The following is a 12,772-nucleotide window of genomic DNA, read 5'->3' as shown; positions in this document are numbered from 1 at the left end:
AGGGCTTGCGCAGCCACCGCGGACCATCGCACGCGATGCTGTGCCTCCGGTTGTGCGCGTGATGCCCTAGCCGGGTCGGGCTGCGCCCGACGGATTGATCCTAGTTTGAACTGGCCCCATGGAGGGCCAGCATTGATTGTTATGACTGAAACCACTGCCACCAGCACGGGCCGCATACGCACCCGTTTTGCACCGTCTCCCACCGGCTTCATCCACCTGGGCAATATCCGCTCGGCGCTGTATCCCTGGGCGTTTGCCCGTGCCACGGGGGGGGATTTCATTTTGCGCATCGAAGACACCGACCTGGAGCGCTCCAGCCAGGCGGCGGTGGACGTCATCATCGAGGGCATGGCCTGGTTGGGTCTGAACCACGACGAAGGCCCGTTCTATCAGATGCAGCGCATGGATCGTTACAAGGCGGTCCTCGCAGAATTGCAGGCTGCCGGTCACGTGTATCCCTGCTACATGAGCGTGGCTGAGCTGGATGCCCTGCGCGAGCGGCAGATGGCTGCCAAGGAGAAGCCTCGCTACGACGGCACATGGCGTCCTGAAGCTGGCAAGACCTTGCCAGCCATTCCTGAAGGCGTGCAGCCGGTGCTGCGCTTCAAGAACCCACAGGGCGGCGTTGTGGCCTGGGACGACAAGGTCAAGGGCCGCATTGAGATCAGCAATGATGAGCTGGATGACCTGGTCATCGCACGGCCCGATGGCACGCCCACCTATAACTTTTGCGTGGTGGTGGACGATATCGACATGGCGATCACGCACGTGATCCGAGGCGATGACCATGTGAACAACACGCCGCGTCAGATCAACATCTTCCGCGCCCTGGGCAAGGAACCCCCGGTGTATGCCCACCTGCCCACTGTGCTCAACGAGCAGGGCGAGAAGATGAGCAAGCGCAACGGCGCCAAGCCCGTGACGCAATACCGCGATGAAGGTTATCTGCCCGATGCCATGGTGAACTATCTGGCGCGTCTGGGCTGGAGTCACGGCGACGATGAGATCTTCAGCCGCGAGCAGTTTCTGCAGTGGTTCAACCTCGACCATCTGGGCCGCAGCGCGGCGCAGTTCGATGAGGCCAAGCTACGCTGGGTGAATGCCCAGCACCTGAAAGCCATGGCTGACGACGCTTTGGCCGCGCTGGTTGCTCCGCAATTGCAGGCGCGTGGTGTTTCGGCTGAGGCGCTGGCCGATGGGCGTCTGCCCCGGATCTGTGCGCTGTTCAAAGACCGGTGCGACACCACCGTCGTGCTTGCCAACTGGGCGCAGGTGTTCTATGGCGACGTGACTCCGGTGGATGCAGAGCGCGCTCAGCATGTCACCGACGCCATTGCGCCCGCTCTGGACGCACTGGCTGATGCACTGTCCGCCTGCGAGTGGGACAAGGCGTCCATCAGTGCTGCGTTCAAGCAGGTGCTGACGTCTCAGGGTCTGAAGATGCCCCAGCTGGCGATGCCTGCGCGTGTCCTGACGGTCGGAACCGCCCACACGCCATCGGTCGATGCTGTGCTGGAACTGGTCGGACGTGAAAAAGTTATAGCGCGTTTGCGAAACCGCTAAAAATCTGTCTATAATTCGAGGCTCAGGTGATGACAACAAATACAAAGTGTTTGAAGTCATTCAGTGGGGGTATAGCTCAGCTGGGAGAGCGCTTGCATGGCATGCAAGAGGTCATCGGTTCGATCCCGTTTACCTCCACCAAATTTGTCAGTGGTATTTCGGTTAGTTCCAAGGTTTTGACCCCATCGTCTAGAGGCCTAGGACATCACCCTTTCACGGTGAGTACCGGGGTTCGAATCCCCGTGGGGTCGCCAAGTTTGTAGCACTTGGCTTGTGTTGATAAATACAAGCGAAAAGCTGCCTGCCAGGAGTGGTAGTTCAGTTGGTTAGAATACCGGCCTGTCACGCCGGGGGTCGCGGGTTCGAGTCCCGTCCACTCCGCCAGATATCAACCGCTGCAGTCGCAAGGCTGCAGCGGTTTTTTTATGCCTTGTTCTGATGCGCCCTGCGCTGGCAGGCTGTTCAGGCAGCGTGAGGCGGGGCCGCTATTGGGATTCGACCTGTTACAAGTGGTGGGGCCTGTGCAAGAATCGTCGGTACCCGGCCGCGCCGCCATACCGCTCAGGCGGTCCTCACAGATCCATCCAGCGCCCATGAACCTTATTCGGCTGCAGATCCACCCACAGCACCTGGCCAGCTTCAAAGCCGTGGCGCCGGTGCTTTCCTTGTTAACCGGTGGGGTGATCGCAGCGTGGGTCTATTTTTCGGTGGCCAGCCCACAGCGGGTGGGGCATTACCTCACGTTGCACCAAGTGCTGGAGACGCTGTCCATTGCAGTGTCTGCACTGGTGTTTGCGGTGGGGTGGAAGGCGCACAGTCTCAATCCGCAGCGCAACGTGCTCATCCTGGCCTGCGGCTTCCTGGGCGTGGCGATCCTGGATTTTTCGCACATGCTGTCATTCGCCGGCATGCCCGACTACATCACGCCCAACTCGGTAGCCAAAGGCATCAATTTCTGGTTACCCGCCAGATACCTGGGGGCGCTGACGCTCCTGGCTGCGGTGACGCTGCACTGGCGCGTGCCTGGCGATGCGGCCGCACCCGGCCCTGGCAGATTTGTGGTGCTGACGCTGGTATTGGCTGCAGTGGCCGCCATTCATGCTGTTGTGTTCTGGTTTCCTCAGTGGTACCCGCAGACCTACGACGCCCAGGGGCTCACGCGGTTCAAGATCGCCTCCGAGTACGGCGTGGTGGCCTTGTATGCAGCATCGCTGGGCGTGCTGCTGCACTGGGCGCGGGAGCGTGCCGCCTTTGATGTGGCCAGACTCTTCGCGGCCGTGTGGGTGATGGCACTGAGCGAGTTCTTCTTCACGTTCTATATCATCGCTACCGATCCATTCAATCTGCTGGGCCACATATACAAGGTGGTGGGGTACTACTACCTCTACCGTGCCATCTTTGTGGGCACCATCGAGGCGCCATATCGGGTGCTCAAGCAGTCCGACAAAGCCATGCGCGCTGTGCTGGATGCAGTGCCCGACCTGATGTTCGAAGTGACCCGCGATGGCCACTACGTGCAGATCCATACGCGCCAGCCCGAGCTGTTGCTGATGCCAGCCAGCGAGGTGGTGGGCCGCTCTATCCACGACATCTTGCCCCCAGCGGCCGCAGCGGTAGCGCAGGCTGCGATCAATACGGCGGCTGAACAGGGCCTGGCCCGTGACTTCCAGTACGCGCTGGACTTGCCCGATGGCAAGCACTGGTTTGAGCTGTCCGTGGCGCGCAAGGTGATGGACGATGAAGCGGACGATCACTTTGTGGTGCTGTCGCGTGACATCACGCAGCGCGTTCAGACGCTCGATACTTTGCGCAAGCTTCGCCATGCCGTGGAGCAGGCGCCCAATTCCATCTTCATTGCGGGCGCTGATGGCAACATCGAATACGTGAACCCTGCGTTCACCGCCACGACGGGCTACAGCCCCGAGGAGGCGATAGGCCGCAACCCGCGCCTGCTCAGCGCAGGGGCCACGCCAGCCAGCGTGTATGCCGACCTGTGGGCGCATTTGACGTCAGGCCGTCCGTGGCGCGGCGAGTTCGTGAACCGGCGCAAGGGCGGAGGCGAGTACAACGAGTCCGCCATCATCTCGCCACTGCACGACGAGCAGGGCCGCATCACCCACTACCTGGCCGTGCAAGAGGACGTGACGGAACGTCGGCGTGACGAGGAGCGTATCCGCAAGCTGATCAACTTTGATGCGCTGACAGGCTTGCCCAACCGCACGATGTTCGCCTCCCGTTTCAGCCAGGCCCTTGCATTGACCCAACGCAGCGGCCATCAGCTTGCTTTGTTGTATCTGGACCTGGACCACTTCAAGAACGTGAACGACTCGCTGGGTCACCAGGTGGGCGATGGGTTGCTGATCGAGATTGCGCACCGCTTGCAGTCAGTGGTGCGCGACGAGGACACGGTGTCCCGACAGGGCGGGGACGAGTTTGTCATTGTGCTGCCGCTCACCGATGCCCAGCAGGCGGCCCACGTGGCCGACGAACTGCAGGCACAGGTGCGCCGCATCTGCAAGCTGGAGCACCACGAGCTGGTGGTCACGTCATCGATCGGTATTGCGATGTACCCCGAAGATGGTGGCGACTTTGAAACCCTGGCGCAGCGCGCCGACGCAGCCATGTTCCGCGCCAAAGAGTCGGGGCGCGACACCTACCGGTTCTTCTCGGCGGACATGCAGGCACGCTCGCTCAGGGTGTTGCACATCGAGAATGCTCTGCGCAGCGCCCTGGTGCAGGGCCAGCTGACGCTGCACTACCAGCCGCAAATCCGGCTGAAAGACCGTCAACTGGTGGGGGTGGAGGCCTTGCTGCGCTGGACCCACCCCGAGCTGGGCGCCGTCAGCCCGGCCGAGTTCATACCGGTCGCCGAGAGCAGCGGCCAGATTCTGGGCATCGGTGAATGGGTGCTGCGCACTGCGCTGGCCCAGGCCCGGGAATGGCGCGATGCTGGCCACACCGAGCTGGTGGTGGCGGTGAACCTGTCGATGGTGCAGTTTCGCCATCCGGGTCTGGTGGACATGGTGGGCCGGGCGCTGGCCGACAGCGGGGTGCCGTCGCAAATGCTGGAACTGGAGCTGACCGAGAGCATCGCCATGGATGCACCAGAGCAGGTGATTGCCATCGTGCGGCAGCTGTATGACCTGGGTGTGCAGCTGTCCATTGACGACTTTGGGACCGGGTACTCGTCGTTCAGCTATATCCAGCGCCTCAAGGTGCACAAGCTCAAGATCGACCAGTCGTTTGTGCGGCATTTGGGCGACGACCCCAGCGCGCCCCACATCGTGCGCGCCATCATCGGTCTGGCGCAAAGCCTGGGCCTGGAAACCATTGCCGAGGGCGTGGAAACGGCTGCGCAGCGTGACGTGCTTTCGGGACTGGGCTGTGACACCGGGCAGGGCTACCACTTCAGCCGCCCCGTGCCAGCTGCCGACTTGGAGGGGCTTCTCACCCAAGGCCACGCAGTCTTGGGTTGAGGAGGCGGGAGACCGAGGTAAGCCACCGCCAAAACGAAGCCGCCGCGTTGTGAGCGCGGCGGTCGGGTGGGCATCAGCAAAGTGTTTGGCTCTCAGTAGTCCTGCGGCCTTTCCGGGCTCCTAGTGGACGACTTTTTGCGCCAAACAGGCACCATGCGCTAGAGGAATATGCCTAAGGTGCTATCGAAAGAGTAGCATTCAGACATGCCTCTTTTACTCAATCCCCAGCTCAACGTGGTGCCAGGCGAATGGCACCGTCCAGGCGGATCACCTCGCCATTGAGCATGTCGTTTTCGAGGATGTGGCGCACCAGTTTGGCGTAGTCCTGGGGGGTGCCCAGGCGGCTGGGGAAGGGCACGCCAGCGGCCAGCGCGTCCTGCACTTCCTGCGGCATGCCAAACAGCATGGGGGTGCCGAAGATGCCGGGGGCAATGGTCATGTTGCGGATGCCGTTGCGCGCCAGGTCACGGGCAATCGGCAGGGTCATGCCGACCACGCCGCCCTTGGAGGCTGCGTAGGCGGCCTGGCCGATCTGGCCGTCGTAGGCGGCCACGCTGGCCGTGGAGATCAGCACGCCACGTTCGCCGGTGGATTCCGGCTCGTTCTTGCTCATGGCCTCGGCGGCCAGGCGGATCATGTTGAAGCTGCCGATCAGGTTGACCGTGATGGTCTTGCTGAACAAGGCCAGCGCATGCGCACCGTTCTTGCCCACCGTCTTCTCGGCGGGTGCGATGCCGGCGCAGTTCACCAGGCCCACTAGTTTGCCCAGCGACACGGCCTTGGCCACCACGGCCTGGCCGTCTGCCTCGTTGCTCACATCGCATTTCACGAACGCGCCGCCGATTTCCTTGGCCACGGCTTCGCCTTTTTCTGCCTGCATGTCGGCAATGACCACGGTGCCGCCCTGGGCGGCCAGCATGCGTGCCGTGCCTTCGCCCAGGCCCGAAGCGCCGCCGGTGACGATGAATACCTTGCCTTGGATGTCCATGGTTGTCTCCAGTAAGTGACGTTAACGTAAACGTCAATTATGGCGCATCTCCTCACCGTGCTGAACGCGAAAAAAAGCCCGGACCAGGCCGGGCTTGTGGTGGGTGAGGGCAGGGGCAGCTTACTGGAAGCCCACGCGGTCCAGCATCTGCTGCACCTTGGTCGTGTTGGCGCCCACCGCGCTGATCGGGATGGTCTCGCTCTTGAAAGGCTTGCCGCCAGTCATGGCCTTGAGGGCCGGGTTGTCCAGTGCCACGCCCTTGGCAGCAGGCCACTCGTTGTTGCCGTTTGCAAAATAGTTCTGTGCCTCGGGGCTTGCCAGATATTCGAGGAACTTGATGGCGTTGGCCTGGTTCTTGGAGTGCTTGGCCACCGCGCCGCCGGCGATGTTCAGGTGCGTGCCCCAGGATTCCTGGTTGGGGAACACCACGCCCACCTTGTTGACCACAGCCACGTCTTCGGGCTTGTTGGAGCGCATCATGCGCGCCAGGTAGTAGGTGTTGGTCACGGCGATGTCGCACTCACCCGCAGCCACGGCCTTGATCTGGTCGGTGTCGCCACCCTTGGGTGGGCGGGCCAGGTTGGCCACCATGCCCTTGAGCCAGGCCTCGGCCTTCTGTTCGCCCATGTGTTCCGTGACAGCGCCGAACAGGCTCAGGTTGTAGGGATGCGAGCCGGAGCGGATGCACAGCTTGCCCTTGTTCTTGGGGTCACCCAGTTCTTCGTAGGTGTCCACATCGGCCTTCTGCATCTTGACCTTGTTGTAGACGATGACGCGCGCGCGGGTGGACAGGCCAAACCACGAGATGCCGCCGTCCGCTGCCGGCTGGCTGCGCAGATTAGCGGGGATGGCATCGTTCAGCACCTTGGACTGGATGGGCTGAAACAGGCCATCGATCTCGCCCTTGTACAGGCGGGCTGCGTCCACCAGAAGGATCACGTCGGCGGGCGAGGCGGTGCCTTCGGCCTTCAGCCGGGCCAGGATGCCGGCATCGTCCGCGTCCACGCGGTTGATCTTGATGCCCGTGGCCTTGGTAAAGCCGGTGTACAGCGCTTCGTCGGTGGAGTAGTGGCGGGCCGAGTAGAGGTTGACCACTTGTTCCTGGGCGTGCACGGCGCCTGCAGCGGCGGCCAGGGCACAAGCGCTCAGCAAGGCTTTCACAGTCTTCGACATGGGTTGCGTCTTTCGGGGTTGAAACTGCGTCAATGATAAAGCAAACGCGAATTATTCTTGATCAATGTCTTGCGCAAAGGCCGGATTTCGGGTCAGGGTTTGAAGTGGCGCAAGGGCCGCATGCCGTGGATGCCGGAACACCGCAAAAAGATCGGTTCGCCGCGCGGGCCCGTTCCCACGCTTGCGGCCTGTGGGTGGTCAGGCCAAAAAAAAGCCCGGTCGTAAAACCGGGCTTTAAAAGGATCCTTGAAACGGGGGTTTCGAGAGGATCCAAGGAGACAACTGAGGCGCTGTAGACAAGGTCAGCAGCGCATGGGTTGAATTATCAGGGTATTCCCTGAACACGGCCTAGAGGTTGCACTCCAGACCGCAGGTAGGGCGATTAACGCTTGCGGGGAGCGGCCGTCTTGGCAGCGTTGGCAGCGGTATTGGCCACGGCGTTGAAGTTGGCTTCAGCCACATCAGACGCTTGCTTCACAGCCTTTTGTACCGACTCAAACGCGTTGTTGGCGGCAGACACGGCGCTCTTCATCACGGCCACAGCGGTTTCGGAACCGGCGGGGGCGTTCTTGGCGGCGCTGTCCACCAGGTTGGTGAAAGCCTTCTGTGCGTCGGTGGCCTGGGCTTCGAAAGCCTTGCCGAACTCAGCGCCCGTGCCCGAAGCGATGTCGTACAGGTGGCGGCTGTAAGCGGCGGTCTTTTCAGCCAGGGGCTGGAACAGGCCAGCTTGCAGGGCCAGCAATTCTTGTGCGTCCTTCACGCCCAGCACGGCTTGCGTGTGGTTGGCGGCTTCGGACAGGGCAGCGCGCGAAGCGGTCACGTTCAGTTCGACCAGCTTTTCCACGCCTTCGAAAGCCTTGGTGGTCAAGCCAAACAGGGTTTCGATGTTGGCCTTGTGGGATGCCAGGATTTGTTCTGCGGTCAGCGACATGTCATATCTCCTAAAATGAGGGCCCAGGGGGCCGGGTGGTTCACAGACATCTGCGCTGACCTTGACCTGTTGGGTCATGTTGCAGTGCAGCATGGGGTTGAATTTTAGGGACTTGCAGCGCTATTGCAAGGGCTTTTTGTTGCACTGCAGCAAATTAGACACGATCACCCAGAAATCCCCGGCTTGCCACAATTGCGTCATGCACGCCTACTACGCCGACCACTTCGTGTTGCCTTTACCGGATGGTCACCGCTTCCCCATGGCCAAGTACCGCATGCTGCGCGACCGGATCGCCCAGCACCTGCCTGGCGTGCTGTTGAAAGAAGCCCTGCCAGCAGCGGATGAGGCACTGGTGCGCGTGCACAGCCCGCAGTACATCGACGCGGTCGCCCAGGGCACGCTGGTGCCCGCCGCGCAGAGGGAGATCGGGTTTCCCTGGAGTCCTGCCATGGCAGAGCGCGCTCGCCGCTCGGTGGGCGCTACTCTGGCGGCCACCCGCGCCGCCTGGCGCGAGGGTGTGGCTGGCAACCTGGCTGGTGGCACCCACCACTCGTATGCCGACAAGGGCAGTGGCTTTTGTGTGTTCAACGATGTGGCGGTGGCTGCCCGGCAGGCACAGGCCGATCACCTGAACGATGGATCGGGCTGGCCGCTGCAGGTGGCGGTGATCGACCTGGATGTGCACCAGGGCAATGGCACGGCCCATATCTTTCAGGGCGACGACAGCGTGTTCACCCTGTCGCTGCATGGTGCACGCAACTTTCCTTTTCGCAAGGAGCCGAGTGACCTGGACGTGGAACTCCCAGACGGATGCGCTGACGACGACTACCTGCACGCCCTGGACCAGGCCCTGGAGGCGCTGGACCATCGCTGCAAGCCGGACCTGGTGTTCTATCTGGCGGGGGCGGACCCCCATGTGGGCGACCGCCTGGGTCGTCTCGCCGTCACCCACGATGGGCTGGAGGCACGCGACCGGCGCGTGTTTGACTGGGCCTGGCAGCGGCGCATTCCCACGGTGTTCGTGATGGCGGGCGGCTATGGTAACGACCTGGAAGACACGCTGCAGGCGCAGCTCACCACCTGGCGCGTGGCCTGGCAGTACCACCAGCGCTGGCAGAATGTGCGGCCATGACCTCTGCCGCCAGCCCCTCTCCTGTCGCTTCTTCCGCGTCGGTCCGCCCGGCTCCGCAGCCGCGCAGCGCCTACCGCGTGTTCCGCCCCATCACCACACGCTGGGCCGACAACGATGTGTATGGCCACGTGAACAACGTCGTGTACTACAGCTGGTTTGACACGGCGGTGAACGCCCACCTGATCGACCAGGGCGTGCTGGACATCCATGCGGGCCAGACCATCGGCCTGGTCATCGAGACACAATGCAATTACTTCGCGCCGCTGGCGTTCCCGCAGACGGTGGAGGCGGGCATCCGTGTGGCACGGCTGGGCGGCTCCAGTGTGCGTTACGAGGTGGGCCTGTTTGCGCAGGGCGAGCCGCTGACGGCGGCGGCGGGGCACTTCATCCATGTGTACGTGGACCGCGAAACCCGCCGCCCGGTGGCCGTGCCAGACGCATTGCGCAACGTGCTGCAGGCGCTGGTCATGCCCGGTTGACGGGTCGTTGATTGGCGGCTGATCAGTGGCTGCAAACCGTAGCTACTGATTTGATAGCGTCAGGCGCAGCTGCAATGTGCGCCTGGGCCCTGAACAGCTTGAATGCACAGCGGCGGCTGAACACTGGCTGACGCCGCCCGCAGCGCCGCGCACCGGGCGCCGTGATGGCCTACACTTTGCGGCTTTATCGTCCGGTCTGCGGCCGGAGCATCGCGTGCCCAGCGTGCGCGGTTTCTGAGGCGTGCCCTGTCCATGATCATCACCAGCCTGCTCGACACCGACCTGTACAAGTTCACCATGATGCAGGTGGTGCTGCATCAGTTTCCCGGGGCGCAGGTCGAGTACAAGTTCAAGTGCCGCAACCCCGGCGTGCAGCTGGCACCGTTTGCAAATGAAATCCGCGACGAGATCCGTTCGTTGTGCAGCCTGCAGTTTCAGGATGCAGAGCTGGCCTACCTGCGATCGCTGCGATTCATCAAGAGCGACTTCGTGGACTTTCTGGGCCTGTTCAAGCTCAACGAGAAGTACATCACCGTAGTGCCCCAGCACAACGGTGAAATCGACATCACCATCCGCGGGCCCTGGCTGCACACGATCCTGTTCGAGATCCCGGTGTTGGCCATCATCAACGAGGTGTACTTTCGCAACACGCAGAAGGTGCCCGACTTTCCGGAAGGCCGCCGCCGCCTGGATGCCAAGATTGCGCTGCTGCAGGGCGAGGGCCTGTCCGACCTCAAGATCGCCGACTACGGCACCCGCCGCCGCTTCTCGCGCGCCTGGCACGAGGAAGTGCTGCGCGTGCTGGTGGCACGCCTCGGTACCGGGGACCGCCGCCCAGGTGCACCCGCAGGCCCCGGGCAGTTCGCAGGCACCAGCAACGTGCTGTACGCGATGAAGCTGGGCGTGACCCCCCTGGGCACCATGGCGCACGAATATTTGCAGGCCTGCCAGGCGCTGGGCCCGCGGCTGCGTGACAGCCAGGTGTTTGGCTTCGAGATGTGGGCCAAGGAATACCGGGGTGACCTGGGCATTGCGCTGTCGGACGTGTACGGCATGAGCGCCTTCCTGCGTGACTTCGACCTGTACTTCTGCAAGCTGTTCGACGGTGCCCGCCATGACAGCGGCGACCCGTTTGCCTGGGGTGAACGCTTGCTGGACCACTACCGCAAGAACCGCGTGGACCCGCTGACCAAGACGCTGATCTTCAGCGATGCGCTCACCATCCCGCGCACCATCGAGCTGTACCAGCAGTTCCGGGGTCGCTGCCAGCTCGCGTTTGGTATCGGCACCAACCTGACCAATGACCTCGGCAGCCCGCCTGCCCATGAGCCTTTGCAGGTCGTCATCAAGATGACGCGCTGCAATGACCAGCCTGTGGCCAAGCTGTCGGACACGCCGGGTAAGGGCATGTGTGATGACGAGAAGTACCTGGCCTACCTGCGCCAGGTGTTTGATATCCCTTCGCCGGTGTGACCGTGCCCCGCAGGTGCCATGGCCCTGCGTCCCCTGATTTTTAGCAATGAGACGGAGACAAGAACCATGAAATTTTCGCGCGGGCTGGCAGTGGCCGGCCTACTGGCGGCGTTGCCGGGTCTGGCACTGGCGGCCGATATTGATGGCAGTGCGCTGTCGGTGCTGTGGGGCGTGCCCTTTGCCGGCATTCTGCTGTCGATTGCCTTGATGCCGCTGTTGGCGCCCATCTTCTGGCACCACCACTTTGGTAAGGTCGCAGCCGGTTGGGCGCTGGCTTTTCTGGTGCCGTTTGCGCTGGTGTTTGGCCCGGGCGCGGCGGGCGCGAGTTTTGTGCATGCGCTGGTGGCCGAATACATTCCGTTCGTCATACTGCTCACCGCGCTGTTTACCGTGGCAGGGGGCATCTACATCCGGGGCAACCTGCACGGCAGCCCGGCGCTCAACACGGCCATCCTCGCCATTGGCGCGGTGCTCGCCAGCGTCATGGGCACCACGGGGGCGTCGATGCTGCTCATCCGCCCGTTGATCCGCGCCAATGACAACCGCAAGCACACAGCGCATGTGGTGGTGTTTTTCATCTTCATCGTGTCCAACGCCGGGGGCTCGCTCACACCCTTGGGTGACCCACCGCTGTTCCTGGGCTTCCTGAAGGGGGTGGATTTCTTCTGGACGGTGAGCCACATTTTCCCCGAGACCCTCTTTTTGGTGGGCTCGCTGCTGGCCATCTTTTTCGTGATGGATTCCTGGTACTACCACCGGCGCGAAGAGATGCTCAGGGTCGACCCCACGCCCGACACCAAAGCCATCGGCTTTGACGGCAAGGCCAACTTTGCGCTGCTGGGCGTGGTGGTGGCGCTGGTGCTGCTGAGTGGCCTGTGGAAGTCGCAGGTGGCGTTCACCATCGCCGGGGCCGAGGTGGGGCTGCCCGGCATCGTGCGGGACGTGGGCCTGATCATCGTGGCGCTGGTTTCCCTGCGCATCACGCCCAAGCAGGTGCATGAAGACAACCAGTTTAGCTGGGGCCCCATGCAGGAAGTGGCCAAGCTGTTTGCGGGCATCTTCCTCACCATCATCCCGGTGATCGCGATGCTCAAGGCGGGCGTCAATGGCCCCTTTGGTGCCGTGGTGTCCGCCGTCACGCGGCCGGACGGCACACCTGACCCGGCCATGTACTTCTGGGCGTCCGGGCTGCTCAGCTCGTTCCTCGACAACGCGCCGACCTACCTGGTCTTCTTCAACACCGCCGGGGGCGACCCGGCCGTGCTGATGACCACCCTGGCCCCCACGCTGGCCGCTATCTCGGCGGGCTCGGTGTTCATGGGTGCCAACAGCTACATCGGCAATGCGCCCAACATGATGGTCAAGGCCATTGCCGAAGACCGCGGCGTGAAGATGCCAAGCTTCTTCGGCTACATGCTGTGGTCGGGGGGCATTCTGGTGCCGCTCTTTATCGTCATGACTTTCATCTGGTTTAGATAGTGAACATCCCCCTGAGCGGCTTCGCCGCTTCCCCCTTCTCTCGCACCGCTGCGCGCTGCGGGCAGGGGGACGCCGCCC

9 protein-coding genes and 3 tRNA genes are annotated in these 12,772 nt (G+C 62.7%); 9 read left to right on the top strand and 3 right to left on the bottom strand.

The genetic code is table 11. The annotated features are described in order from the left end of the window. The first annotated feature begins 141 nt into the window (after positions 1-141). The 5 genes from gltX (at position 142) to ASC83_RS14230 (ending at position 5,039) form a co-directional block, all read left to right on the top strand. Positions 142-1,563 (top strand): glutamate--tRNA ligase, encoded by a 1,422-nt coding sequence (gene gltX / locus ASC83_RS14250; protein WP_056063720.1) that lies wholly within the window; start codon positions 142-144, stop codon positions 1,561-1,563. A 65-nt stretch (positions 1,564-1,628) separates the two neighbouring features. Further along, a tRNA-Ala gene (locus ASC83_RS14245) sits at positions 1,629-1,704 on the top strand. A 37-nt stretch (positions 1,705-1,741) separates the two neighbouring features. Further along, positions 1,742-1,817 (top strand) — tRNA-Glu (locus ASC83_RS14240). 53 nt (positions 1,818-1,870) lie between these two features. Continuing rightward, positions 1,871-1,947: transfer RNA gene (locus ASC83_RS14235), tRNA-Asp, on the top strand. 209 nt (positions 1,948-2,156) lie between these two features. Next, positions 2,157-5,039, top strand: a complete 2,883-nt coding sequence (locus ASC83_RS14230) for an EAL domain-containing protein (RefSeq protein WP_082522459.1) — start codon at positions 2,157-2,159, stop codon at positions 5,037-5,039. Positions 5,040-5,268: 229 nt separating this feature from the next. Here ASC83_RS14230 and ASC83_RS14225 read toward each other — a convergent pair whose 3' ends face one another. The 3 genes from ASC83_RS14225 to ASC83_RS14215 form a co-directional block, all read right to left on the bottom strand. Next, the gene (locus ASC83_RS14225) at positions 5,269-6,027 is read right to left on the bottom strand and encodes a 3-hydroxyacyl-CoA dehydrogenase (RefSeq protein WP_015014461.1); all 759 of its coding nucleotides are present in this window, start codon (positions 6,025-6,027) and stop codon (positions 5,269-5,271) included. A 120-nt stretch (positions 6,028-6,147) separates the two neighbouring features. Continuing rightward, the gene (locus ASC83_RS14220) at positions 6,148-7,200 is read right to left on the bottom strand and encodes an extracellular solute-binding protein (RefSeq protein ID WP_056063717.1); all 1,053 of its coding nucleotides are present in this window, start codon (positions 7,198-7,200) and stop codon (positions 6,148-6,150) included. Between the two features lie 382 nt (positions 7,201-7,582). Then, on the bottom strand, positions 7,583-8,131 hold the full coding sequence (locus tag ASC83_RS14215) for a phasin family protein (protein WP_056063715.1): 549 nt from the start codon (positions 8,129-8,131) through the stop codon (positions 7,583-7,585). Positions 8,132-8,330: 199 nt separating this feature from the next. Between ASC83_RS14215 and ASC83_RS14210 the strand changes: the two genes are divergently transcribed. The 4 genes from ASC83_RS14210 (at position 8,331) to ASC83_RS14195 (ending at position 12,694) form a co-directional block, all read left to right on the top strand. Beyond that, positions 8,331-9,263, top strand: coding sequence for a histone deacetylase (locus ASC83_RS14210; RefSeq protein WP_056063712.1), 933 nt, complete (start codon positions 8,331-8,333; stop codon positions 9,261-9,263). Then, the gene (locus ASC83_RS14205; protein ID WP_056063710.1) at positions 9,260-9,742 is read left to right on the top strand and encodes a thioesterase family protein; all 483 of its coding nucleotides are present in this window, start codon (positions 9,260-9,262) and stop codon (positions 9,740-9,742) included. The genes ASC83_RS14210 and ASC83_RS14205 overlap by 4 nt, the downstream gene beginning before the upstream one ends. A gap of 252 nt (positions 9,743-9,994) precedes the next feature. After that, positions 9,995-11,215: a nicotinate phosphoribosyltransferase gene (gene pncB, locus ASC83_RS14200; RefSeq protein ID WP_056063706.1), complete on the top strand. Its 1,221-nt coding sequence runs from the start codon at positions 9,995-9,997 to the stop codon at positions 11,213-11,215. 66 nt (positions 11,216-11,281) lie between these two features. Beyond that, positions 11,282-12,694, top strand: a complete 1,413-nt coding sequence (locus ASC83_RS14195; protein ID WP_056063705.1) for a sodium:proton antiporter — start codon at positions 11,282-11,284, stop codon at positions 12,692-12,694. Positions 12,695-12,772 lie beyond the last annotated feature (78 nt).

Origin of the sequence: Acidovorax sp. Root402 (genome assembly GCF_001425125.1) — a bacterium.
GTDB lineage: Bacteria > Pseudomonadota > Gammaproteobacteria > Burkholderiales > Burkholderiaceae_C > Acidovorax > Acidovorax delafieldii.
This window is presented reverse-complemented; position numbering and strand designations above follow the sequence as displayed.